At 66.1% G+C, this 25,183-nt stretch carries 19 protein-coding genes; 5 read left to right on the plus strand and 14 right to left on the minus strand.

The features are described from left to right. Nucleotides 1-56 precede the first annotated feature (56 nt). Together glmS and glmU are read right to left on the minus strand one after the other, a co-directional pair. Nucleotides 57-1,883 carry a glutamine--fructose-6-phosphate transaminase (isomerizing) gene (gene glmS / locus EBN1_RS06240; protein ID WP_011237082.1) on the minus strand — a complete coding sequence of 609 codons (1,827 nt, stop codon included), beginning with the start codon at nucleotides 1,881-1,883 and terminating at the stop codon, nucleotides 57-59. 2 nt (nucleotides 1,884-1,885) lie between these two features. After that, on the minus strand, nucleotides 1,886-3,253 hold the full coding sequence (gene glmU, locus EBN1_RS06245) for a bifunctional UDP-N-acetylglucosamine diphosphorylase/glucosamine-1-phosphate N-acetyltransferase GlmU (RefSeq protein ID WP_011237083.1): 1,368 nt from the start codon (nucleotides 3,251-3,253) through the stop codon (nucleotides 1,886-1,888). 195 nt (nucleotides 3,254-3,448) lie between these two features. On the opposite strand from glmU, the gene EBN1_RS06250 reads away from it, so the two are divergent. Next, a complete protein-coding gene (locus EBN1_RS06250; protein WP_011237084.1) occupies nucleotides 3,449-4,861 on the plus strand; it encodes a bifunctional enoyl-CoA hydratase/phosphate acetyltransferase in 1,413 nt (470 codons plus the stop codon). After that, nucleotides 4,858-6,042, plus strand: coding sequence for an acetate/propionate family kinase (locus EBN1_RS06255; protein WP_011237085.1), 1,185 nt, complete (start codon nucleotides 4,858-4,860; stop codon nucleotides 6,040-6,042). The genes EBN1_RS06250 and EBN1_RS06255 overlap by 4 nt, the downstream gene beginning before the upstream one ends. 223 nt (nucleotides 6,043-6,265) lie before the next feature. Here EBN1_RS06255 and EBN1_RS06260 read toward each other — a convergent pair whose 3' ends face one another. The 10 genes from EBN1_RS06260 to EBN1_RS06305 all read right to left on the minus strand — a co-directional run bounded on the left by EBN1_RS06260 (nucleotide 6,266) and on the right by EBN1_RS06305 (nucleotide 20,445). After that, on the minus strand, nucleotides 6,266-7,729 hold the full coding sequence (locus EBN1_RS06260) for a glutamate synthase subunit beta (protein ID WP_011237086.1): 1,464 nt from the start codon (nucleotides 7,727-7,729) through the stop codon (nucleotides 6,266-6,268). Between the two features lie 3 nt (nucleotides 7,730-7,732). After that, nucleotides 7,733-12,418, minus strand: coding sequence for a glutamate synthase large subunit (gene gltB, locus EBN1_RS06265; protein WP_011237087.1), 4,686 nt, complete (start codon nucleotides 12,416-12,418; stop codon nucleotides 7,733-7,735). Between the two features lie 250 nt (nucleotides 12,419-12,668). Beyond that, nucleotides 12,669-13,793: a deoxyguanosinetriphosphate triphosphohydrolase gene (locus EBN1_RS06270; protein ID WP_011237088.1), complete on the minus strand. Its 1,125-nt coding sequence runs from the start codon at nucleotides 13,791-13,793 to the stop codon at nucleotides 12,669-12,671. Then, nucleotides 13,790-14,872 (minus strand): 3-dehydroquinate synthase, encoded by a 1,083-nt coding sequence (gene aroB, locus EBN1_RS06275; RefSeq protein WP_011237089.1) that lies wholly within the window; start codon nucleotides 14,870-14,872, stop codon nucleotides 13,790-13,792. Before aroB ends, EBN1_RS06270 begins: the two co-directional genes overlap by 4 nt. Next, complete coding sequence (locus EBN1_RS06280; protein WP_041645908.1) at nucleotides 14,860-15,366, minus strand: shikimate kinase; 507 nt, start codon at nucleotides 15,364-15,366, stop codon at nucleotides 14,860-14,862. Before EBN1_RS06280 ends, aroB begins: the two co-directional genes overlap by 13 nt. Nucleotides 15,367-15,446: 80 nt before the next feature. Further along, nucleotides 15,447-17,612 carry a type IV pilus secretin PilQ gene (locus EBN1_RS06285; RefSeq protein ID WP_011237091.1) on the minus strand — a complete coding sequence of 722 codons (2,166 nt, stop codon included), beginning with the start codon at nucleotides 17,610-17,612 and terminating at the stop codon, nucleotides 15,447-15,449. Further along, nucleotides 17,609-18,124, minus strand: a complete 516-nt coding sequence (locus tag EBN1_RS06290) for a pilus assembly protein PilP (RefSeq protein ID WP_011237092.1) — start codon at nucleotides 18,122-18,124, stop codon at nucleotides 17,609-17,611. Before EBN1_RS06290 ends, EBN1_RS06285 begins: the two co-directional genes overlap by 4 nt. 7 nt (nucleotides 18,125-18,131) lie before the next feature. Beyond that, the gene (locus EBN1_RS06295) at nucleotides 18,132-18,803 is read right to left on the minus strand and encodes a type IV pilus inner membrane component PilO (RefSeq protein ID WP_011237093.1); all 672 of its coding nucleotides are present in this window, start codon (nucleotides 18,801-18,803) and stop codon (nucleotides 18,132-18,134) included. Then, complete coding sequence (locus EBN1_RS06300) at nucleotides 18,800-19,372, minus strand: PilN domain-containing protein (protein WP_011237094.1); 573 nt, start codon at nucleotides 19,370-19,372, stop codon at nucleotides 18,800-18,802. Before EBN1_RS06300 ends, EBN1_RS06295 begins: the two co-directional genes overlap by 4 nt. Beyond that, entirely contained in the window at nucleotides 19,369-20,445 is a 1,077-nt protein-coding gene (locus EBN1_RS06305; protein WP_011237095.1) for a pilus assembly protein PilM, read from the minus strand. Before EBN1_RS06305 ends, EBN1_RS06300 begins: the two co-directional genes overlap by 4 nt. Before the next feature lie 180 nt (nucleotides 20,446-20,625). Here EBN1_RS06305 and EBN1_RS06310 point away from each other — a divergent pair, with 180 nt between their 5' ends. Continuing rightward, complete coding sequence (locus tag EBN1_RS06310; RefSeq protein ID WP_011237096.1) at nucleotides 20,626-22,998, plus strand: penicillin-binding protein 1A; 2,373 nt, start codon at nucleotides 20,626-20,628, stop codon at nucleotides 22,996-22,998. Between the two features lie 22 nt (nucleotides 22,999-23,020). On the opposite strand, the gene cyaY is transcribed toward EBN1_RS06310, so the two are convergent. Then, the gene (cyaY, locus tag EBN1_RS06315) at nucleotides 23,021-23,344 is read right to left on the minus strand and encodes an iron donor protein CyaY (protein WP_041645912.1); all 324 of its coding nucleotides are present in this window, start codon (nucleotides 23,342-23,344) and stop codon (nucleotides 23,021-23,023) included. Between the two features lie 46 nt (nucleotides 23,345-23,390). On the opposite strand from cyaY, the gene lptM reads away from it, so the two are divergent. Both lptM and lysA read left to right on the plus strand, forming a co-directional pair. Then, nucleotides 23,391-23,567, plus strand: a complete 177-nt coding sequence (lptM, locus tag EBN1_RS06320) for an LPS translocon maturation chaperone LptM (protein WP_157866589.1) — start codon at nucleotides 23,391-23,393, stop codon at nucleotides 23,565-23,567. Next, nucleotides 23,564-24,826: a diaminopimelate decarboxylase gene (gene lysA, locus EBN1_RS06325; protein WP_011237098.1), complete on the plus strand. Its 1,263-nt coding sequence runs from the start codon at nucleotides 23,564-23,566 to the stop codon at nucleotides 24,824-24,826. Before lptM ends, lysA begins: the two co-directional genes overlap by 4 nt. On the opposite strand, the gene EBN1_RS06330 is transcribed toward lysA, so the two are convergent. Next, nucleotides 24,818-25,156 carry a hypothetical protein gene (locus EBN1_RS06330; RefSeq protein ID WP_011237099.1) on the minus strand — a complete coding sequence of 113 codons (339 nt, stop codon included), beginning with the start codon at nucleotides 25,154-25,156 and terminating at the stop codon, nucleotides 24,818-24,820. The genes lysA and EBN1_RS06330 overlap by 9 nt on opposite strands. Nucleotides 25,157-25,183 lie beyond the last annotated feature (27 nt).

Genomic DNA, 25,183 nt, shown 5'->3' on the forward strand with positions numbered 1-25,183 from the left:
GCTGCCGGTGCGGCCAAGGTAGGTCACTCAAGGTCCGGGAAGATGTCCTCCCGGGGTCACTCCACCGTCACCGACTTCGCCAGGTTCCTCGGTTTATCGACGTCCGTGCCCTTGACGAGCGCCGCGTGGTACGACAGCAGCTGCAGCGACACGACGTGCAGCACCGGCGACAGCATACCGTAGTGCTCGGGCATCGGCAGGATGTGCACGCCCTCGGATTCGGCTATCTCGCTGCCGGCGTCGGCGAAGACGTAGAGTTCGCCGCCGCGCGCGCGGACTTCCTGCAGGTTCGACTTGAGCTTTTCGAGCAGCTCGTCGGCCGGAGCGATCGCGATCACCGGCATGTCGCGGTCGACTAGCGCGAGCGGTCCGTGCTTGAGCTCGCCGGCGGCGTAGGCTTCGGCATGGATGTACGAGATTTCCTTGAGCTTCAGCGCGCCTTCCATCGCGATCGGCCAGTGGCGGCCGCGGCCGAGGAACAGCGCGTGGTGCTTCGCGGCGAAGCGTTGCGCCCAGGCTTCGATCTGCGGCTCGAGTTCGAGCACTTTCTGCACCGCGACCGGCAGGTGGCGCAGCGCAATGAGGTAGCGCCCCTCCTCGGCTTCGGGCAGGCGGCCGGCGAGCTTCGCGAGCGCAAGCGTCAACAGCGCGAGCGCGGCGAGCTGCGTCGTGAAGGCTTTCGTCGACGCGACGCCGATCTCGGGGCCGGCACGTGTGATGAAGCGCAACGCCGCTTCGCGCACGATCGCGGATTCGGGTACGTTGCAGATCGCGAGCGTGCGCGTCATGCCGAGACTCTTCGCGTGCTTCAGCGCGGCGAGCGTGTCGGCCGTTTCGCCCGACTGCGAGATCACGACGACGAGCGTGTCGGGGTCGGGGACCGAATCGCGGTAACGGTATTCGCTCGCGATCTCGACCGTGCACGGCACTTTCGCGACCGATTCCAGCCAATAGCGCGCGACGAGGCCGGCGTGGTAGCTCGTGCCGCACGCGAGCACCAGCACGCGGCGCACGCCGCCGAACACGTCCGCGGCCTGACTGCCGAACAACTGCGGGCTGATCGAGCCGCCACCGGCGATGAGCTCGAGCGTGCTCGCGAGCGCCTGCGGCTGTTCGAAAATTTCCTTCTGCATGTAGTGGCGGTACTGGCCGAGCTCGACCGCGTCGGCCGACAGGCTCGACACATGCACATCGCGCTCGACCGGCGTACCGTCGGGCCGGACGATGCGGTAGGCATCGACGCGCAGCTCGGCGAGGTCGCCGTCTTCGAGGTAAATCACGTTGCGCGTGACCTGCAGCAGCGCCGCAGTGTCGGAGGCGGCATACATGCCGTCCTCGCCGACGCCCAGCAGCAACGGCGAGCCGCGTCGCGCGACGATCACGCGCTCGGGCTCGGCTTCGGCGATCACGCCGATCGCGTAGGCGCCGACCAGCTCGTTCGTCGCCAGACGCACCGCTTCGAAGAGGTCCGCGCCCGATTCGAGCTTGGCGTGGACCAGATGCGCGATCGCTTCGGTGTCGGTCTCGGACTCGAAACGGTAGCCGCGCATCTCGAGCGCCTCCTTGATCGCCTCGAAGTTCTCGATGATGCCGTTATGCACGACCGCGAGCCCGCCGGAGATATGCGGATGCGCGTTGCGCTCCGACGGCCCGCCGTGCGTCGCCCAGCGCGTATGCGCGATGCCGAGGCTGGCGCGCAGCTCCTTCGCTTCGGCGAGCGCCGCGAGCTCGGCGACGCGCCCGGTCGAGCGCAGCCGCTTCAATCCGCCGGCGAGCACCGCCAGGCCGGCCGAGTCGTAGCCGCGGTACTCGAGCTTGCGCAGGCCTTCGAGGAGGACCGGGACGACGTTGCCGGTCGCGATCGCAGTGACGATGCCGCACATGATTATTCTCCCGCCTTTTTCTTGACTGGCCGCTTCCAGCCCGGAATGCTGATCTGTCTTGCGCGCGACACCGTGAGCTGGTCTTCGGGGGCGTCTTTCGTCAGGGTCGTGCCGGCCCCCAGTGTCGCGCCGCGCCCGACCCGGACTGGTGCGACGAGCTGGGTGTCGGAGCCGATGAAGACGTCGTCGCCGATCGTCGTGCGGTACTTGTTCGCGCCATCGTAGTTGCAGGTGATCGTGCCCGCACCGACATTCACGCGCCGGCCGATGTCGGCGTCGCCGATGTAGGCGAGATGGTTCGCCTTCGAGTCGTCGGCGATCGCGCTGTTCTTCACTTCGACGAAGTTGCCCAGATGCACGCCGTCGCCGAGCGTCGTGCCCGGGCGCGTGCGGGCATACGGCCCGATGACGCAGTCGCGGCCCGTCGTCGTGTCCTCGACATGCGAGAACGGCGCGAGACGCGTGCCGGCACCGATGCGGGCGTTGCGGATCACGCAGTTCGCGCCGATACGCACGTCGTCGGCGATCTCGACGCGGCCTTCGAACACGCAGTTGACGTCGATCTCGACGTCTCGGCCGCACAGGAGCTCGCCGCGCACGTCGATGCGCGACGGGTCGAACAGCGTGACGCCGTCTTCCATCAGCCGCGTCGCGATGTTGCGCTGGTGGAGGCGTTCGAGTTCGGCGAGCTGCGCCTTGCTGTTGACGCCGAGCGTCTCCCATATCGCGTCGGGCTGCACCGTCGTGACTTCGACGCCTTCGGCGACCGCCATGCCGATGATGTCGGTGAGGTAGTACTCGCGCTGCGCGTTGTCGTTGCCAAGGCGCGCGAGCCAGTCGCGCAGACGCGCGACCGGGGCGACGAGGATGCCGGTGTTGACTTCGCGCACGCGGCGCTCGTCGGCGCTCGCGTCCTTTTCCTCGACGATGCGCACGACGCGGCCGGCGCCATCGCGCAGGATGCGGCCGTAGCCGGACGGATCCGCGAGCTCGACCGTCAACAGCGCAAGGCGCTCGCCGCCCGCAGCGGCTTCGAGCCGGCGCAGCGTCGGCACGCCGATCAGCGGCACGTCGCCATACAGCACCAGCGCCATGTCGCCGTCGGTCAGATGCGGCAACGCCTGCAGCACTGCGTGGCCGGTGCCGAGCTGCGGCTGCTGCAATGCCCACTGCACGGCAGCATGCTGCAGCCGCGCCCGCACCGCTTCGCCGCCGTGCCCATGGACGACACAGATGCGTCGCGCCTCCAGCGCCTGCGCTGCCGCAATCACGTGCTCCAGCATCGGCCGGCCGGCAATCGGCTGCAGCACCTTGGGCAATGCCGATCGCATCCGTTTGCCCTGCCCTGCGGCGAGAATCACGACTTCCATGAACACTCCGGTAACCATCGAAAACCGCGCGGATTCTATCATGCGGCCCCCATCCGGCCCGGTTACCATCTGCATCGTCGAAGCCGACTGCGGCATTTTTGCGCACCGCACAAAAAATAATCGCGAATGCCGCATGCCGCCTGAACGCGCCCGTTAGAATTCCGCTTTTGCACCGCCCGAAAGGCAGGACCGATCATGATGCAAATCGCCACCCAGTTCATCCAGAACCGCGTCTTCGACGAAATCCAGGTAGGCGATCGCGCGGAGCTGGTGCGCACGTTGCGCCCGGATGACATCCATCTGTTCGCGATCATGTCGGGCGACGTCAATCCGACCCACGTCGATACCGAATACGCGCGCTCCAGCCAGTTCCGCGAAGTCGTCGGCCACAGCATGTGGGGCAGCACGCTGATCTCGACCGTGCTCGGCACCGAGTTCCCCGGACCGGGCACCGTCTATGTTTCGCAAGGGCTGAATTTCTGGCGCCCGATCACGATCGGCGACACCTTGACGATCACCGTGACATGTCGCGAGAAATTCGAGCATAACCACCACATCGTCTTCGACTGCCTCGCGCTGAACCAGGAAGGGCTGAAAGTCATCGATGGCATCGCCGAAGTCCAGGCGCCGACCGAAAAAGTCAAGCGCCCGCGGATCACGCTGCCGGAAGTGACGATTTCCGACCGCGAACTGCGCTACGGACACCTGTTGTCGATCACCGCCGGCATGGCGCCGATCCCGATCGCAGTGGCCCATCCGTGCGACCCGGAATCGCTGCGCGGACCGCTGCAAGCGGCCGCCGCAGGGCTCGTGGTGCCTGTGCTGGTGGGCCCCGAGGCAAAGATCCACGCCGTCGCGGAACAGGAAGGGCTGGACCTGAAAGGCTTTCGCATCGTCAATGTCCCGCACAGCCACGCCGCCGCCGAAACGGCCGTCGCCCTCGCGCGCGACGGCGTCGTAGAGGCACTGATGAAAGGCTCGCTGCATACCGACGAGCTGATGAGCGCAGTCCTGTCGAAAGTCGGCGGCCTGCGCACCGCGCGCCGCGTCAGCCACGTCTTCATGGCCGACGTGCCGACCTACCCGCGCCCGCTCCTGATCACCGATGCGGCAATCAACATCGAGCCGACTCTCGAAGACAAGGCCGATATCATCCAGAACGCAATCGACCTCGCGCAGGTGCTCGGGCTCGTGGAGCCGAAAGTCGCGATCCTCTCGGCGGTCGAGACCGTGACCTCGAAACTGCGCTCGACGATCGACGCCGCGGCGCTGTGCAAGATGGCCGACCGTGGCCAGATCCGCGGCGGCCTGCTCGACGGGCCGCTCGCGTTCGACAACGCGATATCGCTCATCGCCGCCAAGACCAAGGGCATCAACTCGCTGGTCGCCGGCAGCGCCGACATCCTCGTCGTGCCCGACCTCGAATCCGGCAACATGGTCGCGAAGCAGCTCGAATACCTCGCGGACGCGCTGATGGCCGGCGTGGTGCTCGGCGCGCGCGTACCGATCGTGCTGACGAGCCGCGCCGACACCGCCAAGACGCGCACCGCGTCGTGCGCGATCGTGCAACTGATGGCGCACAAGAAGCGCGAGGCGAGGCTCGTATGAAAGCGATCCTGATCATCAACGCGGGCTCGAGCAGCGTCAAGTTCGCGCTGTACGCGACCCAACCCGAACTGGCCGCGAAACCGGCGCTGTGGGGGCAGATCGAGGGGATCGGCGCAACGCCGATGCTGTCCGCACAGGACGCCGCCGGCCTTCGCTACCGCGAGCCGGTGCATACTGCGGGCGGGCAGGCCGAGCAACATCGCGACGCCCTCAATCACCTGTTTGCCTGGCTCGCCGCGAACAACCCGGCGCTCGACATCGTCGCAGCCGGGCATCGCATCGTGCATGGCGGCGAACTCCACAGCGCGCCGGTGCGGCTGGACGAGCTCGTGCTGCGCGAGCTCGACGGCTTCGTGCCGCTCGCGCCGCTGCACCAGCCGCACAACCTGCGCGCGGTGCGCGCCGTGGCCGTGATGCTGCCCGGCATCCCGCAGGTCGGCTGCTTCGACACCGCCTTCCATCGCTCGCAGCCGCCGCTCGCGCAGGCGTTCGCGCTGCCGCGCGCGATCACCGCCCGCGGCGTCAAGCGCTACGGTTTCCACGGCCTGTCGTACGACTATGTCGCCCGGCAGCTGCCCGAAGTCCTCGGCGCGCGGGCGAGCGGCGCAGTGCTGATCGCACATCTGGGCAACGGCGCGTCGATGTGCGCGCTGCGCGACGGCAAGAGCGTCGCCTCGACGATGGGCTTCACCACCGTCGACGGCCTGATGATGGGCACGCGCACCGGCAGCCTCGACCCCGGCGTGCTGCTGTACCTGATGGAACAGCAGGACATGGACGCGAAGGCGCTGACGAACCTGCTGTACAAGGAATCCGGGCTGCTCGGCGTGTCCGGCATCAGCCAGGACATGCGCACGCTGCTGGCGTCCCCGGCGCGCGAAGCGAAAGAAGCGGTCGACCTGTTCTGCTACCGCATCGCGCGCGAGATCGGCTCGCTCGCAGCGGCGGCAGGCGGGCTCGACGCGCTGGTATTCACCGGCGGCATCGGCGAACACGCCGCGCCGGTGCGCGCGCAGGTCGCCGAACTGTCGGCCTGGCTCGGCGTGAAAATCGACGCGCAGGCGAACGCCGCCCACGCCACCCGCATCGACGCCGCGGACAGCCGCGTCGCAGTCGCGGTGGTGCCGACGAACGAGGAACGGATGATCGCGCGCTACACCGCCGAGGTGCTGAAGCTGTAAGCGGCGCCGGCCGCCAGCGGCCTCCAGCCACCCAAACGACAGGGGCGACCCGCACATCGCCCCTTTCATCACCGCCCGCGGGCGGTCCGCGTCGTTCAGCGTGGAAGGACGCTCTGACCCATGAGGAACTGGTCGACTTCGCGGGCGCATTGACGGCCTTCGCGCCCTGCGGGCCGGTCGGCCCGCATTCGTCCACTCCCCGCCCGTGGGCGGTCCGCGTCGTTCAGCGTGGAAGGACGCTCTGACCCATGAGGAACTGGTCGACTTCGCGGGCGCATTGACGGCCTTCGCGGATCGCCCACACGACCAGCGACTGCCCGCGGCGCACGTCGCCCGCCGCGAACACTTTCGGCGACGTCGTCGCGTAGCAGCCTTCGCCGTCGGTCGTCGCCTTCGCGTTGCCGCGGCCGTCCCGGTCGACGCCGAACGCCTCGAGCAGGCTGCCGACCGGGTTCGTGAAGCCCATCGCGAACAACACCAGATCGGCCCTGACGTCGAATTCCGAGCCCGGCACTTCCGCCATCCGGCCGTCCTTCCATTCGAGGCGGACCGCTTTCAAGCCTTCGACCTTGCCGTTCGTGCCGTAGAAAGCTTTCGTCGCAACCGCGAAGTCGCGCTCGCAGCCTTCCTCGTGCGACGACGAGGTGCGGAACTTGATCGGCCAGTACGGCCACGTCAGCGCCTTGTTTTCCTGCTCCGGCGGCATCGGCATGAGTTCGAACTGCGTCACGCTCGCCGCGCCGTGGCGGTTCGACGTGCCGACGCAGTCGGAGCCGGTGTCGCCGCCGCCGATGACGACGACGTTCTTGCCCTCGGCCGAGATCGGGTTCGGCGCGCCGCCGGCGACCGCCTTGTTCTGCGGGATCAGGAATTCCAGCGCGAAATGCACGCCGTCGAGCTCGCGCCCGGGGACCGGCAGGTCGCGCGGCACTTCCGAGCCGGCGGCGAGAATCACCGCGTCGAATTCGTTCTTCAGCGCCTCGGCACTGACGACTTCCTTCGCGTCACTGGCGATGCCGGCGGGCAGGTCCGCCGAGCCTACGACGATTCCGGTGCGGAAAGTCACGCCTTCAGCCTGCATCTGCTCGATGCGGCGGTCGATCAGCGACTTCTCCATCTTGAAGTCGGGGATGCCGTAGCGCAGCAGGCCGCCGATGCGGTCGCTCTTCTCGAACACCGTCACGTCGTGCCCGGCGCGCGCGAGCTGCTGCGCGGCGGCGAGGCCGGCCGGACCCGAGCCGACGACCGCGATCTTCCGGCCGGTCTTCGACTTCGGCGGGCGCGGCTGCACCCAGCCCTCTTCCCACGCCTTGTCGATGATCGCGTGCTCGATCGATTTGATGCCGACCGGGTCGGCGTTGATGTTCAGCGTGCAGGCGGCTTCGCACGGCGCCGGGCAGATGCGCCCGGTGAATTCCGGGAAGTTGTTCGTCGAGTGCAGCACCTCGATCGCCTGACGCCACTGGTTGCGATAAACGAGATCGTTCCAGTCCGGAATGATGTTGTTCACCGGGCAGCCGGTGTTGCAGAACGGGATGCCGCAATCCATGCAGCGCGCGCCCTGCACCGCCGCCTGTTCGTCGCTCAGGCGCAGGACGAACTCTTTGTACTTCTTCACCCGCTCCGCAACCGGCTCGTAGGCCTCGGAAAGACGCTGGTACTCCAGAAATCCGGTGGGCTTCCCCATTTTTTATGCGGCCTCCAGTTGCTTCTGCTTCTGCGCGGCCATCTCGGCCAGCGCCCGACGATATTCATGCGGCATCACCTTGACGAACTTGCAGCGCCAGGCGGTCCAGTTTTCGATGATCTCGCGCGCATGCGCGCTGCCCGTGTAGCGCACGTGACGCTCGATCAGGCCTTTCAGGATCAACTCGTCGCCCATCTCGAGATGGTCGATGTCGACGCGGCCGTGCGACTCGAGGTCGTCGCCGGATTCGGAGCCCTTGCGCGCTTCGATTTCTTCCGGCACCGGCTCCAGCGCCACCTGCGCCATGTTGCAGCGCTGCTCGAAAGTGCCATCGGCATCGAGCACATACGCGACGCCGCCCGACATGCCGGCAGCGAAGTTGCGCCCGGTGGGCCCGAGCACGACGACCGTGCCGCCAGTCATGTATTCACAGCCGTGGTCGCCGACGCCTTCCACGACTGCGGTCGCGCCCGAGTTGCGCACTGCGAAGCGTTCGCCGCCGACGCCGGAGAAATACGCTTCGCCTTCGATCGCGCCGTACAGCACCGTGTTGCCGATGATGATGTTCTCGGTCGACGCGCCGCGGAACGACGACTGCGGGCGCACGATGACGCGCCCGCCCGACAGCCCCTTGCCGACGTAGTCGTTGCCTTCGCCGACGAGTTCGAGCGTCACGCCGCGCGCAAGGAAAGCGGCGAAGCTCTGGCCTGCCGTGCCGGTCAGCGTGACATGCACGGTGTCGTCCGGCAGGCCGGCGTGGCCGTATTTCGCCGCGACGCGGCCCGACAGCATCGCGCCGACAGTGCGGTTGATGTTGCGCACGGGAAGTTCGATCCGCACCGTCTCGCCGCGCTCGAGCGCCGGGCGCGCGAGCTCGACGAGGTGGTTGTCGAGCGCCTTCTCCAGGCCGTGGTCCTGCGTCTCGACCTGGCGGCGCGACACGCTCGCCGGCACGTCCGGGCGATGGAAAATGCGGCTGTAGTCGAGGCCGCGCGCTTTCCAGTGCTCGATGCCTTTCTTCATGTCGAGCAGGTCGACGCGACCGATCAGCTCGTCGAACCTGCGGATCCCGAGTTCGGCCATCAGCTCGCGCACTTCCTCGGCGACGAAGAAGAAGTAATTGACGACGTGTTCGGGCTGGCCGGTGAAGCGCTTGCGCAGTTCCGGATCCTGCGTCGCGACGCCGACCGGACAGGTGTTCAGGTGGCACTTCCTCATCATGATGCAGCCGCCGACGACGAGCGGCGCGGTCGCGAAGCCGAACTCGTCGGCGCCGAGCAAGGCACCGACGACGACATCGCGGCCGGTCTTCATCTGGCCGTCGACCTGAACGCGGATGCGGCTCCGGAGGCGGTTCAGCACCAGCGTCTGCTGCGTCTCGGCCAGACCGAGTTCCCACGGCGAGCCGGCGTGCTTGATCGAACTCCACGGCGAGGCGCCCGTGCCGCCGTCGTGGCCGGCGATCACGACGTGGTCGGCTTTCGCCTTCGCGACGCCGGCGGCGACAGTGCCGACGCCGATTTCGGACACGAGCTTCACGGAAATCGACGCCGCCGGATTCGCGTTCTTCAGGTCGTGGATCAGCTGCGCCAGATCCTCGATCGAGTAGATGTCATGGTGGGGCGGCGGCGAGATCAGGCCGACGCCCGGCACCGAATGGCGCAGGAAGCCGATGTACTCGCTGACCTTGTGGCCCGGCAGCTGGCCGCCTTCGCCTGGCTTCGCGCCCTGGGCCATCTTGATCTGGATCTGGTCGGCGTTGACGAGGTACTCCGCCGTGACGCCGAAGCGGCCCGACGCGACCTGCTTGATCGCCGAACGCAGGCTGTCGCCGGCCTTCAGTTCGAGGTCGCGCGCAATCCGGCCATCGCCGATGATCTGCGACATCCGCATCGCCTGCGTGACCGGCTTGAAGCGCATCGGGTCCTCGCCGCCTTCGCCGGTGTTCGACTTGCCGCCGATGCGGTTCATCGCCACTGCCAGCGTCGTGTGCGCCTCGGTCGAGATCGAGCCGAGCGACATCGCGCCGGTGGCGAAGCGCTTGACGATCTCCTTCGCCGGCTCGACTTCGTCGAGCGGGACCGGGGCCGCCGCGGGCTTGATCTCGAACAGGCCGCGCAGCGTCATGTGGCGTCGCGTCTGGTCGTTGATCAGCTGCGCGTATTCCTTGTAGGTGTCAGTCTTGCCGGAACGCGTCGCGTGCTGCAGCTTCGCGATCGCGTCGGGCGTCCACATGTGCTCGTCGCCGCGCACGCGGTAGGCGTAATCGCCGCCGGCGTCGAGCATGTCGACGAGCACCGGGTCATCGCCGAAAGCCCGCTTGTGCAAACGCAGCGCCTCTTCCATGACTTCGAACACGCCGATGCCTTCGACCTGGCTCGTCGTGCCGGTGAAGTACTTGTCGCACAGCGCCTGCTGCAGGCCGACCGCCTCGAAGATCTGCGCGCCGGTGTAGGACATGTAGGTCGAGATGCCCATTTTCGACATCACTTTCATCAGGCCCTTGCCGATCGCCTTGACGAAATGCTTGATCGCCTTGTCCGCCGCCTCGGCCGGATTTGGCGACTGGGCAGCAAGCTGCTGCAGCGTCTCCATCGCGAGATACGGATGCACCGCTTCGGCACCGTAACCGGCAAGCACGGCGAAATGATGGACTTCGCGCGCAGTGCCGGTCTCGACGACGAGGCCGGCGCGCGTGCGCAGGCCTTTCGTCACCAGGTGCTGGTGGATCGCGGACGTCGCGAGCAGTGCGGGAATCGCCGCGGTCTGCGCGTCGATCTTGCGGTCGGACACGATCAGGATGTTGAAGCCCTGCAGCACCGCGTCTTCAGCTTCGGCGCACAGCGTCGCGAGCCGCGCCTCGACGCCTTCCTTGCCCCACTCGGCCGGGTAACACACGTCGAGCTCGGTCGAGCGGAAGCGGCTGTCGGCGTACGCGGCGATGTTGCGGATCTTCGCCATGTCGGCGAAGTCGAGCACCGGCTGCGTGACTTCGAGGCGGTACGGCGGGTTGATCTCGTTGATCTCGAGAAGATTCGGCCGCGGTCCGATGAAGGACACGAGCGACATCACGAGCTGCTCGCGGATCGGATCGATTGGCGGGTTCGTGACCTGGGCGAAAAGCTGGCGGAAGTAGCTGTAGAGCGTCTTTTCCTTCGCCGACAGCACTGCGAGCGGCGAATCGTTGCCCATCGAGCCCGTCGCCTCTTCGCCGGTCTTGCCCATCGGATCGAGGATGAACTTGATGTCTTCCTGCGTGTAGCCGAACGCCTGCTGGCGGTCGAGCACCGATGCGGCGCACTGCGGCGCACCGGCGTCGGCAGGCGCCTGCAGCTCGTCGAACTTGATGTTGATGCGGCGAATCCATTCGCGGTAGGGCTTCGCCGTCGCCAGCGACTCCTTGAGCTCGCGGTCGTCGATGATGCGCCCCTGCTCGAGGTCGATCATGAACATCTTGCCCGGCTGCAGACGCCATTTCTTGACGATCTTGCTGTCCGGGATCGGCAGCACGCCGGATTCGGATGCCATGACGACGAAGTCGTCGTCGGTAACGAGATAGCGCGCCGGACGCAGGCCGTTGCGGTCGAGCGTCGCGCCGATCTGGCGGCCGTCAGTGAAAGCGACTGCGGCCGGGCCGTCCCACGGCTCCATCATCGCTGCGTGGTATTCGTAGAACGCGCGACGGCGCTCGTCCATCAGCGTATGCGACTCCCACGCTTCGGGGATCATCATCATCATCGCGTGCGCGAGCGAGTAGCCACCCATCACGAGCAGCTCGAGCGCGTTGTCGAACGACGCCGAGTCGGACTGGCCCGGGTAGATCAGCGGCCAGATCTTCTCGAGATCGGCGCCGAGCAGCGGCGACGAGACGCCTTTCTCGCGCGCGCGCATCCAGTTGTAGTTGCCGCGCAGCGTGTTGATTTCGCCGTTGTGCGCGATGTAGCGGAACGGGTGTGCGAGGTTCCACTTCGGGAACGTGTTCGTCGAGAAGCGCTGGTGCACCAGCGCCAGCGCGGAGACGGCGCGCGGATCGGTGAGGTCGTCGTAGTATTCGCCGACCTGGGTCGCGAGCAGCAGCCCCTTGTAGTTGATCGTCCGCGCCGACATCGAGACGACGTAGAACTCCTTGCCGTGCTTGAGGTGCAGCGCATTGACCGCGTTCGCGGCGCGGCGGCGGATGACATAGAGCTTGCGTTCGAGGGCATCCGTAACGGTGACGTCGGGCCCGCGGCCGATGAAGACCTGTCGCATCACCGGTTCCTTGGCCTTCACGGTTGGCGACATCGGCATGTCGGGGTTGACCGGCACGTCGCGCCAGCCGAGCACGACCTGGCCTTCGGCGCGTACCGCGCGGCGGATCTCTTCCTCGCACGCCAGGCGCGAAGCCTGCTCTTTCGGCAGGAACACCATGCCGATGCCGTACTCGCCGGCAGGAGGCAGCGTCACGCCCTGCTTCGCCATGTCCTCGCGGTACAGCGCGTCGGGAATCTGGATGAGGATGCCCGCGCCGTCGCCCTGCAGTTCGTCGGCGCCCACCGCGCCGCGGTGATCGAGATTCTTGAGGATCTCGAGCCCTTGCGTGATGATTTCGTGGCTCTTGCTGCCCTTGATGTGGGCAATGAAACCCACGCCGCAGGCGTCATGTTCATTGGCCGGGTCGTACAGACCCTGCTTTTGGGGGAGATCCATCTCGTTGTTCCTCGACACGACACGTTTGCCGGACAAAACCGGCGTTCATCGGGCGACGGACGGCGCCGCATGCAAAAAACGCACCAAAACTGTGCAGACGTCAAAAAAAGCCGGGTGCACTCGCACACCGGCTTTGTTCAGCCCGTGCGCACGCACACGGCCGCTACGTACCATCCAGCGGGCTAAAGAATATACCTGCCTGAAACTCGTGATTCAAGAGTTTTTTGCGCTGCGGTAAGACTATGATGATTCAATGAATTTCGCCTACGGCGAAGAGCCGGCGATGCTCCTTCATTGCATAGCGATCCGTCATGCCGGCGATGTAGTCGGCGATCGCGCGCGGCTGGTCGGCCCGGGCGCGGAGCTGGTACTGCGGCGGCAGCAGCCGGACGTCGCTCATGAATGCGTCGAACAGGTCGCGCACGATGCGCCGCGCCTTGTCGGTCATCCGCAGCACCTGGTAGTGCAGATAGAGCTGGTCGCGGAGAAAAGCCTTCAGCTCCCGAAGCTGCGGCAACAGCGCGTCGGAGTACGCGACGAGGGGCGGCGCCCGGTACACGTCGGCGAGAGTGACGATGCCGGCGGCAGCGATGTTCGAGCGGGTCTTGTCGATCAGGTCGAGCGCCATCGCGTTGATCATGCGGCGGATCGTCTCGTGGACCAGCTTGCGCCCGGCGAGCCCCGGCCACTGCGCTTCGACTTCCCGCCGGCGGGTCGCGAAGATCGCGACCGCGTCGAGGTCGGCGAGCGAGATCAGGCCCGAACGCAGGCCGTCATCGACGTCGTGGTTGTTGTACGCGATTTCGTCGGCGAGGTTCGCGAGCTGCGCTTCGAGCGAAGGCTGGGTGCCTTCGAGGAAGCGCCGCCCGAGCTCGCCGAGCTGCGCGGCATTGGCCCGTGAACAGTGCTTGAGGATGCCTTCGCGCGTTTCGTGGGTGAGGTTGAGCCCGTCGAATGCCGCATAGTGCTCCTCGAGCACGTCGACGGTGCGCAGCGACTGGAGATTGTGCTCAAACCCGCCGTATGCCTTCATGCACGCGTTGAGCGCGTCCTGTCCGGCGTGACCGAAAGGGGTGTGCCCGAGATCGTGCGCGAGAGCGATGGCTTCGGCGAGATCCTCGTTGAGCGCCAGCACGCGGGCGATCGTGCGCGTGATCTGCGCGACTTCGATGCTGTGCGTGAGCCGCGTGCGAAAGAGGTCGCCTTCGTGATTGACGAACACCTGCGTCTTGTATTCCAGCCGGCGAAAAGCCGTGCAGTGAACGATGCGGTCGCGGTCGCGCTGGAACTCGCTGCGTATGCCCGGCGACGGCTCGGCGTGGACGCGTCCGCGCGAATTGCTTTCGCTGACCGCATAGGACGCGAGTGCGATCACCCGCAACGCGCCTCGATCGACGCGCCGATCACGTCCGGCGCCGCGCCTGCATGAAGCACCGCCTTGCCGATCGAGCGCAGCAGGACCAGGCGCAGGCGTCCCTCCTCGACTTTCTTGTCGTTCGCCATCAGCTCGAGATAGGTCGCGACCGGCAACGGCGGCCCGAGCACCGGCAGCCCGGCGCGCACGTGCAGCGCTTCGATGCGCGCAACGTCGGCAGCGCTCAGCCAGCCCAGCCTGCGCGACAGCTCCGCAGCCATCATCGTGCCGGCGGCGACGGCTTCGCCGTGCAGCCAGTTGCCGTACCCCATGCCGGTCTCGATCGCATGCCCGAACGTGTGGCCGAGATTGAGCAGCGCGCGCTCGCCCTGTTCGGTCTCGTCCGCCGCGACGACTTCGGCCTTGTTCGCGCACGAACGCTCGATCGCGAACGCGAGCGCTTCGGGTTCGCGCGCGAGCACGCGCTCGATGTGCGCTTCGAGCCAGTCGAACAGTGCCGGGTCGCGGATCAGCCCATACTTGATCACTTCGGCGAGGCCGGCTTTCAGCTCGCGGTCCGGCAGCGTGTCGAGTGTTGCGGTGTCCGCGAGCACGACGCGGGGCTGATAGAACGCCCCGATCATGTTCTTGCCGAGCGGGTGGTTGATCGCGGTCTTGCCGCCGACCGACGAATCGACCTGCGACAGCAGCGTTGTCGGAACCTGGATGAACGGCATGCCGCGCTGGTAGGTCGCCGCCGCGAATCCGGCCATGTCGCCGACCACGCCCCCGCCCAGCGCGATCAGCGTCGTCGAGCGTTCGCAGCGCGTCGCCAGCAGCATGTCGAAGACGAGATTGAGGGTCTGCCAGTTCTTGTGCGACTCGCCATCGGGAAGGGTAACGACGTCCACCCTGACGCCGTCCGCCTCGAGCGCGCGCTGCAGCCGCGCCAGGTAAAGCGGACCGACGACGTCGTTCGTGACGATCGCGACCCGCGCAGTCCTGAGGAAAGGCCGGATCAGGCCGGCGTTGTCGAGCACGCCCGGTCCGATATGGATCGGGTAGGCACGGTCCCCGAGGGCGACGTTCAGTGTTCGCATGTTTTCTTGTGGAAATTCTGGATCGCTTTCTCGACCTGCCTGACCATTCCGCCCGGGTTGCCGCGCCCGCCATCGACGATGATGTCGGCGACTTCACGATACAGCGGATCCCGTTCGCGATACAGGCTCTCGATGCGCTCGCGCGGGTTCGACACCTGCAGCAGCGGCCGGTTGCGGTCGTTGCGCGTGCGTTCCCACAGCACTTGCGTCGGCACGTTCAGGTATACGACGATGCCGCGCGCCGCCAGAACGGCACGGTTCGCCGGATCGAGCACGACTCCGCCGCCGGTCGCCAGGACCAGTCCCGTCTCATGGGTGAGTTCGTCGAGGAGCTGGCTCTCGCGACGCCGGAAGCCCGCTTCTCCCTCGATTTCGAAGATGGTCGGGACCTTCACGCCGGTGCGAGCCTCGATTTCGTGGTCGCAGTCCACAAAGCGCATCTGATGCCGCTTCGCATACTCGCGTCCTACTGTGGTCTTTCCGGCACCCATCATGCCCACGAGAACGACTAACACCAAACCAGCATCCGGTACGTTGCGGGATCGGGCCCGCGCCCAGTGACGAGCACGCGAGCCTAACGCAGCGTCAATGAGTCCGCAACTATCCGCGGCGTGATGAAAATCAGCAGCTCGGAGCGTTTTGAATTCTTGATCGTATTGCGGAACAGTGCGCCGACAAGCGGGACTTCGCCGAGAAGAGGAATCCGGGTAACCGAATCGGTTTCCTCTTCTTCATAGATACCGCCGATGACGACAGTGCCACCGTTCTCGACGAGCACTTCGGTTTGAATGTTCTTCGTCACAACTGTCGGAGTGCCCTCTACACTACGCGCGAAGTCAGGACGGTCCTTGTTCACGAGCACGAATAGCTGCACCCGCCCTTCGGGCGTGATCTGCGGTTTGACCTTCAGCGAAAGCACTGCCTTCTCGAACTTTATGCTCGCAGCACCCGAACTCGTCTTCTCCGGATACGGAATCTTTGTGCCTTGTTCGATCACTGCTTCAACCTGATTTGCAGTCAGCACCCGCGGGCTGGAAACGATTCGTCCGCGCCCGTCCGACTCAAGAGCTGACAACTCCAAGTTCAGGAAGCGGGTTGCGGTGTTGTTCCACAACACTGCCGACAGCACGCCCGATCCACCTGGCGCGGGGAGGTTCACGTTCAGCCCGCCGGGCACTGTTGCGACCTGTGCGTCGGTCGCCGCGACCGTTTGCCCAGCATTGAACCCTGTATTTTCCAATCCTCCGCCGACCGTCGCGCGCCTGATCGGCCGGCCGTTCGCGTCAAAGCCGACGGTCCTGCCGCCGACACCGCCGACGCCGAGGCGCACGCCGAGGTCGCGCGCAAAGTCCTTGTTTGCCTCGACGATCCGCGCCTCGATCATGACCTGGCGCGGCAGCAGGTCGATTTCTCCGACGAGCCGCCGGATGGCATCGAGGCGCGACACGACGTCGGTGACGAACAGCTTGTTGCTGCGCTCGTCCATCACGACGCTGCCGCGCTTGGACAGCATCGTCTGGTCCTTGCTCTTCAGGAAATCGAAAATCTCTTTCGCCTTGTGGTAATTGATCTGGAAGCTCTCGGTCTGGACCGGCTCGAGGTCGCCGATCTGGGCCTGCGCTTCGAGCTGCAGCTTCTCGCGCATCGCGAGCTCTTCGCTGGGCGCGATCCAGATCACGTTGCCCGTCTTGCGCATGTCCAGGCCTTTCGCCTGCAGGATGATGTCGAGCGCCTGGTCCCACGGCACGTCCTTCAGGCGCAGCGTGAGGTTGCCCTGGACGGAGTCGCTGGTGATGATGTTGAAGTTCGTGAAGTCCGCGATGACCTGCAGCACCGACCGGACGTCGATGTTCTGGAAATTCAGCGACAGCTTCTCGCCGCTGTACTGGCCGCGGCTGCCCTGGACCAGCTTGTTCGGGTCCTCGACGACACGCCGCACTTCGAGGACGAACTGGTTGTCGCTCTGGTACGCGTTGTGCTCCCACAAGCCGGTCGGCGCGACCAGCAGCCTGACGTTGTCGCCCTGGGGCTGGGCGGTCATCGACGTGACCGGAGTGGCGAAGTCGGTGACGTCCGAACGCCGCCGCAGATGTTCGGGCAAGGACGTCCCGAGGAACTCGACGACGAGGTTTTCGCCTTGCCGGCGGATGTCGATGCCCGTCTCCGGACTCGACAGCTGCACGGCGATGCGCGCTTCGCCGTCCTTGCCGCGACGGAACGTAATGTCCCTGATGCTCCGCGTTTCAGCTGCGGCATCCTGCGCTTTCGGCGCCGCGAAGTTCGCCAGCGCCTGCGACACCGGCGTCGAGGCCACCGCATCGGGCGCGATCGGCGACAGCGTGATGATGACGTTGCGCCCTTCGACGCGCGCCTCGTACGGCGTCGCACGGGTCAGGTTGAGGACGAGCCGCGTGCGGCCGCCCGCCTGGACGATGTTCGCGCTGCGCAGGTCCCCCTGGCCGATGTCCTGCTGCGTGCGCCCGAGTCCGTTCGCCGTGCCGCGAAAGTCGAACGCGATGCGCGGCGGAGTCGCGACGCTGAAACTCGGCGGCGGGCTCGCCGGCGGTTCCTTGAGAGTAAGCCGGACATAGACGCTGCCGCCCTGCCGGGAAACCTCCATGTCCTCGATCCGGTTCGACATCTCGGCCACCGCTGTCGGTGCCTGGGCAAACGCCATCGGGACGGCCCCCACCAGCGCCAGCACTGCGTAAAACAGCGCCATCATGCTCTTGCGTTTCATCGTTTCGCCTCCTGGCGCTCCTGCAACAGCAACTTGCTGGTGCGTTCCACCCAGTCGCCATCCAAGTCTTCAACGAGTTCTTTCAGGGTGAGGTCAGCATCGGAAATGCCGCTCACCACACCGAAGTTCTGCCCCACGTAGTTGCCGACCCTGACCTGGTAGAGACTCTTGTCGACCCGCACCAGCGCGTGCACCCGCTCGCCCTGCCGCATCACGCCGACGAGCTCGAGCGACTCGAGCGGAAATGCCTCGAGCGGTTCGCGCCGGCGGTTCAGGTCCGGTCCGCTGCCGGGCCCGCTTTTCGTTTCGGGCTCGAGCCGTTCCAGGGCAAACGGTGGTGTCCTGTCGGCCACGGTATATTCGACGACGGGAAAGGGCCTGACTTCGGGAAGCGGCTTGACCGAGCCGCGCATCCCTTTTTCCTGCTCCGTCATCCAGCTCCGGATGTCTTCCTGGTCGCTCGAACAGGCCGCGAGCATCGCCGCGCAGGCGAGAATCAGAAGGCGCTTCATAGGCTTCTCACTTGCGTCCCTTGGCGCTCTCGGCAGCCTTGGCCTGCTGCCGCTGCCGGGCGAGCTCCTCCTCGTCCAGGTAGCGGTAGGTCGTCGCCCGGGCGTCGAGCTTGAGCGTTCCGTCCTTCTGCCCCTCGATCGCGATATTGTTCAGCGTGACGATGCGGGGCATGCCCGCCACGTCCTCGGCGAACGTCCCCAGGTCGTGATAGGCGCCGACGATGCGGACTTCGATCGGCATCTCGGCGTAGAAGTCCTTGACCACTTCGGCACCGGGCTTGAACAGCTCGAACTGCAGCCCGCGCCCGAGTCCGGCCTGGTTGATGTCGGAGAGCAGCGAGTCCATTTCCGCGCGGTTCGGCAGCTGCTTGAGGAGCGCGCCGAACTGGCGATCGGTTTCCTCGAGCTGAAGCTTGTAGGCGTCGAGATTGACGGCCAGCTTCTTCTTCGAGACCCAGCTCTGCCGCAGCTCGGCCTCCTCGGCTTCGCGCGTCTCGAGCAGCGCGGCCTGGTCGCGCCAGTCGAACCACCAGGCTGCCGCAACCGTCGCGACCAGCAGCGCGATGAAGACCGCGACGCGCGGCGCGAGCGGCCACGCACCGGGATCGTTCGGGTCGAGCCCGCGGAAGTCCTGGGACAGGCGTTCGAAGTCGATTTGCCGCAGCCTGTCGAGTTTCACGGCTTCGCCCTCTTGTCTTCTTCGGTCGACGGGCTTTCGATGCCGATGTTGAGCGCGAACTCGCTGACGCGCCGATTGTTCAGCGTGGCCGATTTCACTTCGACCAGCCCCGGCTGCTCGAGAAACGGCGACCCGTCGAGATTGCGCATCAGGTGCGAGACACGCGAGTTCGACTGTGCATACCCGAACAGCGCGATCTTCGGCCCGTTCTGCTTGATCGATTTCAGATACACGCCCTCCGGCATGTGCACGGCGAGTTCGTTCAGGAGGTGCACGGATTGCGCGCGCGTGCCCTGCAGCGACTCGATTACCTGCTTGCGCGCGACGAGCGCGTCGATCTGCTCGCGCAGGCGCTTGATCTCGGCGATTTCAGCATCGAGTTTCTTGATTTCCGCGCTGAAGAAAGCGTTCCTTTGCTCCTGGCGCTCGACGCGATCGACCATCACGACATGCACCAGCAGGCCGATTGCCAGGCCCGCGCTGACCATCAGGGCGGAGAAGACGTAGAACTGCTGGCGCCGCTCGCGGCGCTTCGACTCGCGGTGCGGCAGCAGATTGATTCGAATCATGGATCGAATCTCCGAAGCGCCAGTCCGCATGCGACCATCAGCGACGGGGCATCGGCAAGCAGGTTCCTGGCCCTCACGCGCGGCGACAGCGACATGGCGGCGAAGGGATTGGCGACGGTGGTGTCGACCTGGGTTCTGCCGCTCACGACTTCCGGCAGTCCCGCAATGACGGCACAGCCGCCCGCGAGCACGATCTGGTCGATCTGGTTGTACTGGGTCGATGTGAAGAAGAATTGCAGCGCGCGCGAGACTTCGAGCGCGAGGCTGTCCATGAACGGGCGCAGCAGGTTGCGCTCGTAATCTTCCGGCAGCCCGCCGGCGCGCTTCGCGGCTTCGGCGTCCTCCGGGCTCATGCCGTACTGCCTGGCGATCTCCTGCGTGAGCTGGTTGCCGCCGAATGCCTGCTCGCGGAAATAGATCTGCTGGCTGTTGCGCAGCACCGTGACGTTCATGACGTTGGCGCCGATGTCGACGACCGCGACGATCAGGTTCGCCGCGCCTCCGGGCAGCTGTCGGGCGACGAACTCGAAAGCCGCTTCGGCGGCAAAGGATTCGACGTCCACAACCACCGCCTTGAGGCCCGACGCCTCGACGACCGCGACGCGGTCCTCGACTTTTTCCTTGCGCGACGCGGCGATCAGCACCTCGACTTCGTCGGCGTTGGCCGGCGACGGGCCGACCGTCTGGAAGTCGAGATTGACTTCGTCGAGCGCGAAAGGGATGTACTGGTTCGCCTCGGACTCGACGTGGATCTCCATTTCCTGGTCCCGCAGCCCGGCCGGCAGGATCATTTTCTTCGTGATCACCGCGGACGCCGGCAGCGCGACCGCGACCTGCCTGACGCCGGAACCCATGCGGCGCAACGCGCGGCGGATCGACTCGCTGACGCCATCGATGCTGTTGATGTTGCCGTCGACGACCGCGTCGCGGGGCAGCGATTCGATCGCGTAGCGCTCGATCCGGTAGCCTTCCTTCTCGCCTCCCGACAGCTCGACCATTTTCACGGATGAAGATGAGATATCGAGCCCAGCCAACTGGCGCACCTTAGGACGAAACAGGGATAGGTCGATCACAAGGAAAAGCCTTGAATTTCTTTAGGTTACGCACGGTCGCCGAACAGATTCCGGGATGCTAGCAACAAGGGGGGAAGGTGTAAAGAAGTGTAACCCGGAAGAGGGTGCAAGGGCGGCCGGAACCGGCTGCCAGGCGTGCGATCGTATAATCGCTTCCCCACACCCTAATCTGGACTTTCGATGCGTTGGGTTTTCTACCCCGTTGCTGCGCTGATCGTTTTGGTCGTTCTCGGCGTCGCAACCCTGGGGGCGATGTCTGCACTGGCCTGGCCGAACCTTCCGTCGCTGCGCGCGCTGACCGATTACCGCCCCAAGATCCCGCTCAGAGTGTACACGGCGGACGGCCACATTCTCGGTGAATTCGGCGAGGAACGGCGCGCAGTCGTGCGCATCGACGCCGTCCCGATGCAACTCAAGCAGGCAATCCTCGCGGCCGAGGACGAGCGCTTCTACGAGCATCCGGGGATTGACGTGATCGGCATCGCTCGGGCAGCGCTGGCGAACGTGGTATCGGGCGGGCGCGGCCAGGGTGCTTCGACGATCACGATGCAGGTCGCGCGCAACTTTTTCCTTTCGCGTGAAAAGACCTACAACCGCAAGCTGTACGAGATCCTGCTCGCGCTGAAGATCGAGCGCAGCCTGACCAAGGACCAGATTCTCGAGCTCTACATCAACCAGATCTACCTCGGACAGCGAGCCTACGGCTTCTCGACCGCGTCCAGGACGTACTTCGGCAAGTCGCTGCAGGAGCTCACGCTTCCCGAGTCGGCGATGCTCGCCGGGCTGCCGAAAGCGCCTTCCGCGTATAACCCGATCGCCAACCTGCGTCGCGCCACCCTGCGCCAGCAGTATGTGCTGCGCCGCATGGTCGAAGCCGGCCACATCGACAACGAGACCTATGAAAAGGCCCGCGACACTCCGCTGCAGATCACGACTGCGCGCTCGACGACGAACCCGATGCGCGGCGATTACGTGGCCGAGATGGCCCGGCAGATCGCCGTCGAGCAGTTCGGCGACGAGGCCTACCACGCCGGCATCCGCATCATCACGACGGTGATGCACGAGGATCAGCTCGCGGCGCAGCGCGCGGTGCGCCAGGGCGTGCTCGATTACGATCGCCGTCGCGGCTACCGCGGCCCTGAAGGCTTCGTCGATCTCACCGGGATCGCAGCCGACGACGAGGAGCGCCTCGACGAGTTGCTGTCGGAGTTCGAGGAGTACGACGACCTGCTCCCGGCGCTGGTTCTCGAAGCTTCGCCGAAGCGCGTCCGCGTCTATCACCACGGCGAAACGATCACGATCAGCGGCAACGGACTGCGTTTCGCGGCGCCGATGCTCAACCAGCGCGCGCCCCAGAGCAGGCGGATTCGCGCGGGCGCCGTCGTTCGCATCCGCGACAACGGCGAGAAAGGCTGGGAAATCCTGCAGGTGCCCGAAGTCCAGGCGGCGCTGGTGTCGCTCGACGCGAACACCGGTGCGGTCCGGGCGCTGATCGGTGGCTTCGACTTCGACCACAGCAAGTTCAACCACGTGACCCAGGCGCTGCGCCAGCCGGGCTCGAGCTTCAAGCCGTTCATCTATTCGGCGGCGCTCGAACGGGGGTTTTCGCCGAGCAGTGTCGAAGACGACGCGCCGCTCTTCTTCCCCGCCGGCGTCACCGGCAGCAAGGCCTGGGAACCGCGGAACTACGATGGCAAATACAACGGGCCGATGACGCTGCGCGACGGCCTGGTGCGCTCGAAGAACATGATATCGATCCGCCTGCTGCAGTCGATCACGCCGCACTATGCGCAGGACTACATCACGCGCTTCGGCTTCGACGCGCAGCGCCATCCGCCATACCTGACCATGGCTCTCGGCGCAGGCAGCGTGACGCCCTGGGAAATGGCAGGAGCCTATGCGGTGTTCGCCAATGGCGGTTACCGCATCGATCCGTACATCGTGAAGGAGATCATCGACGGCGACGGCCGCGTAGTGGCAAAAGTCGATCCTCCGGTCGCCGGCGAAAGCGCCCCGCGCGTCATCGATCCGCGCAATGCGTGGCTGATGAATTCGATGCTGCAGGACGTGATCCGGCGCGGCACCGGCACCCGCGCCCTGGCGCTCAAGCGCGGCGATCTCGCCGGCAAGACCGGCACCACGAACGATTACGTCGATGCGTGGTTCACCGGCTACAACCCCGACCTCGTCGCCGTAAGCTGGATGGGCTACGACCAGCCGCGCAATCTCGGCCGAGGCGAAACCGGCGGTTCCGCCGCCCTGCCGATATGGGTGAACTACATGCGGACGGCGCTCAAGGGAGTCCCGGAAAAGGCTCTCGCGCGGCCCGACGGACTGCTCGCGATCCAGCTGCAAGGCAGCGGCCGCGAAGAGTACATCTACCGCGAGAACCTGCCGTCCCAGCCGCTGGAGGTTCCGACGCTGCCCGTCGGGCTCTTCCCGCCGACCGAAGCGCCCGACGAGGCAGTGCCAGTGCCGCTCGCCTCGCCGGTCGAACCCATCTACGCTCCCGCGCCGGTCGTCGAACGCACGCCGACGCCGGTGAAGCGCTGAGCGGCCCGGGCCCTGTTCAGCCTCAGCCAGCCGAAAGGCTGACGGCGACTCCGGACTGCTGTCGCACCAGTTCGGACAGCATCGCGTACAGTTCCGCCCCGTCGCGCGTCGCCAGCCAGCGACCACTGTCGGGGCGGAAGTGGAAGCCTCCCGACTTCGCCGCGACCCAGATCTCGCGCGCCGCCGTATGGCGGTTGATGATCATCTTCGTGCCGTTCTCGAATTCGATCTCTAGCACACCGCCAGGCTTCGGTTCGATGTCGATGTCGGCGCCACAGCTTTCGAGGGCGGCTTCGATGCGCGCGAGTTCTGCATCGGCAAGAGCGTTGAATGCGGCTTCTTCCATGATCTCTCCTTCTGTTAGGATTCCCGTTTTTCCGATCGGCGACACCATGCGAGCGACTCTCATTGCGGCCGTGCTGGGCAGCACGCTGTTCCTGTCCGGGTGCGGCATCAAGGGGCCGCTGTACCTGCCCGGGATTCCGGTCGCACCGCCGCGTGCGGCACCCGCGATCGACGCCGATCATAGCAAAGCCAACGCCTCCCTCGCCCCGGCCGACTCGAAATGAATTCCGACTTTCCCATTCCCACGCTGCGCCCCGGCTCCGCCGGGCTGCAGATCGAAGACGTTCCGCTCGCGGCGATCGCCGAACGCTTCGGCACACCGACTTACGTTTATTCGCGCGCGGCGCTCGAGCAGGCTTTCGACGCGTACCGTGACGCGCTCGCCGGACGTCGTGCGCTGGTGTGCTACGCCGTCAAGGCGAACTCCAACCTCGGCGTGCTCGCAGTGTTCGCTAAACTCGGGGCCGGGTTCGACATCGTTTCGGGCGGCGAGTTGTCGCGCGTGCTGGCGGCGGGCGGCGATCCGGGCAAAGTGGTGTTTTCCGGCGTCGGCAAGAGCGCCGGTGAAATGCGCCAGGCGCTCGCGGCCGGCATCCGCTGCTTCAACGTCGAATCCGAGGCCGAGCTGGAGCGGCTCGACATGCTCGCGGGCGAGCTCGGAACGCGGGCGCCGATCGCGCTGCGCGTGAACCCGGACGTCGACCCGAAGACCCACCCTTACATTTCCACCGGGCTGAAGAACAACAAGTTCGGTGTCGCGTTCGACACCGCGCTCGCGTTGTACCGGCGCGCCGCGGGAATGGCGAATGTCCGGATCAGCGGCATCGCCTGCCACATCGGGTCGCAGCTGCTCGATTCCGGGCCGATCGCCGAAGCGGCCGAAAAAGTGCTGGGACTCGTCGATGAGCTCGCAGCGGAAGGGATCCACCTCGACCACATCGATCTCGGCGGAGGCCTCGGCATTCGTTACCGCGACGAGGCGCCCCCGTCGGTCGCAGCCTATCTCGCGCCGCTGCTGCGCCTGCTCGACGGCCGCAGCGAGGAGCTCTGCTTCGAACCGGGCCGCTCGCTGATCGGCAACGCCGGGCTGCTGCTGACTCGCATCGAATACCTGAAGCCGGGCGCGGAGCGCAATTTCGCGATCGTCGACGCGGCGATGAACGACCTCGCGCGCCCGGCCCTGTACGACGCCTATCACGAAGCGGTCGCGGTGGCTCCGCGCGACGTGCCGGAACGCAATTACGAGATCGTCGGGCCGATCTGCGAGAGCGGGGATTTCCTCGCGCACGACCGCCCGCTGGCCGTCGCGGCCGGCGACCTGGTCGCGCTGCTGTCGGCCGGCGCGTACGGCATGGCGATGAGCTCGAACTACAACACGCGCCCGCGCGCCGCCGAAGTCATCGTCGACGGCTCCCGCATGCATCTCGTGCGACAGCGCGAAACAGTGGAGTCGCTCTACGCGCTGGAGTCGCCGCTACCCTGAAAGAGGGCCGCGCCCGGACTCTTCGATCAGCGCCCGGCCGAACGCTTTCCAGGCTGGCCCGCCATGCGTGTGCAGGCCCGTTTCGGCACTCTCCGCCATCGTGCGCAGCATCAGCACGCCGAACGCGAACAGCTCGCCCCGCGCCTTGAGCTGCGGGTCCGGATCGCGCAACAGCGCGTTGGTGTGCTCGGCGCCGCCTTCCAGCGCCTCGCGCGCGAGCCGGCGCATCGCTGCCGCGTCCGCCCAGTCGAGCCCGAGCAGGATGCCGCGCTTCAGGATCTCGCGCTCGAGCTCGATCGCATCGCGCTCGAAGTGCTCGAAGCCGCTCATCGCGCCGCTCTCCCGGAGACGCTTCCG

This window comes from Aromatoleum aromaticum EbN1 (assembly GCF_000025965.1).
Taxonomy (GTDB): Bacteria; Pseudomonadota; Gammaproteobacteria; order Burkholderiales; family Rhodocyclaceae; genus Aromatoleum; species Aromatoleum aromaticum.

Coding starts and splice junctions, on each gene's coding strand:
- EBN1_RS06260 (WP_011237086.1), bottom strand. CDS start 7,729: ATGGGGAAGCCCACCGGATTTCTGGAGTACCAGCGTCTTTCCGAGGCC.
- EBN1_RS06310 (WP_011237096.1), top strand. CDS start 20,626: ATGCGTTGGGTTTTCTACCCCGTTGCTGCGCTGATCGTTTTGGTCGTT.
- gltB (WP_011237087.1), bottom strand. CDS start 12,418: ATGGATCTCCCCCAAAAGCAGGGTCTGTACGACCCGGCCAATGAACAT.
- glmS (WP_011237082.1), bottom strand. CDS start 1,883: ATGTGCGGCATCGTCACTGCGATCGCGACCGGCAACGTCGTCCCGGTC.
- glmU (WP_011237083.1), bottom strand. CDS start 3,253: ATGGAAGTCGTGATTCTCGCCGCAGGGCAGGGCAAACGGATGCGATCG.
- lysA (WP_011237098.1), top strand. CDS start 23,564: ATGAATTCCGACTTTCCCATTCCCACGCTGCGCCCCGGCTCCGCCGGG.
- aroB (WP_011237089.1), bottom strand. CDS start 14,872: ATGCGAACACTGAACGTCGCCCTCGGGGACCGTGCCTACCCGATCCAT.
- EBN1_RS06255 (WP_011237085.1), top strand. CDS start 4,858: ATGAAAGCGATCCTGATCATCAACGCGGGCTCGAGCAGCGTCAAGTTC.
- EBN1_RS06250 (WP_011237084.1), top strand. CDS start 3,449: ATGATGCAAATCGCCACCCAGTTCATCCAGAACCGCGTCTTCGACGAA.
- EBN1_RS06285 (WP_011237091.1), bottom strand. CDS start 17,612: ATGAAACGCAAGAGCATGATGGCGCTGTTTTACGCAGTGCTGGCGCTG.
- lptM (WP_157866589.1), top strand. CDS start 23,391: ATGCGAGCGACTCTCATTGCGGCCGTGCTGGGCAGCACGCTGTTCCTG.
- EBN1_RS06330 (WP_011237099.1), bottom strand. CDS start 25,156: ATGAGCGGCTTCGAGCACTTCGAGCGCGATGCGATCGAGCTCGAGCGC.
- EBN1_RS06280 (WP_041645908.1), bottom strand. CDS start 15,366: ATGATGGGTGCCGGAAAGACCACAGTAGGACGCGAGTATGCGAAGCGG.
- EBN1_RS06300 (WP_011237094.1), bottom strand. CDS start 19,372: ATGATTCGAATCAATCTGCTGCCGCACCGCGAGTCGAAGCGCCGCGAG.
- cyaY (WP_041645912.1), bottom strand. CDS start 23,344: ATGGAAGAAGCCGCATTCAACGCTCTTGCCGATGCAGAACTCGCGCGC.
- EBN1_RS06290 (WP_011237092.1), bottom strand. CDS start 18,124: ATGAAGCGCCTTCTGATTCTCGCCTGCGCGGCGATGCTCGCGGCCTGT.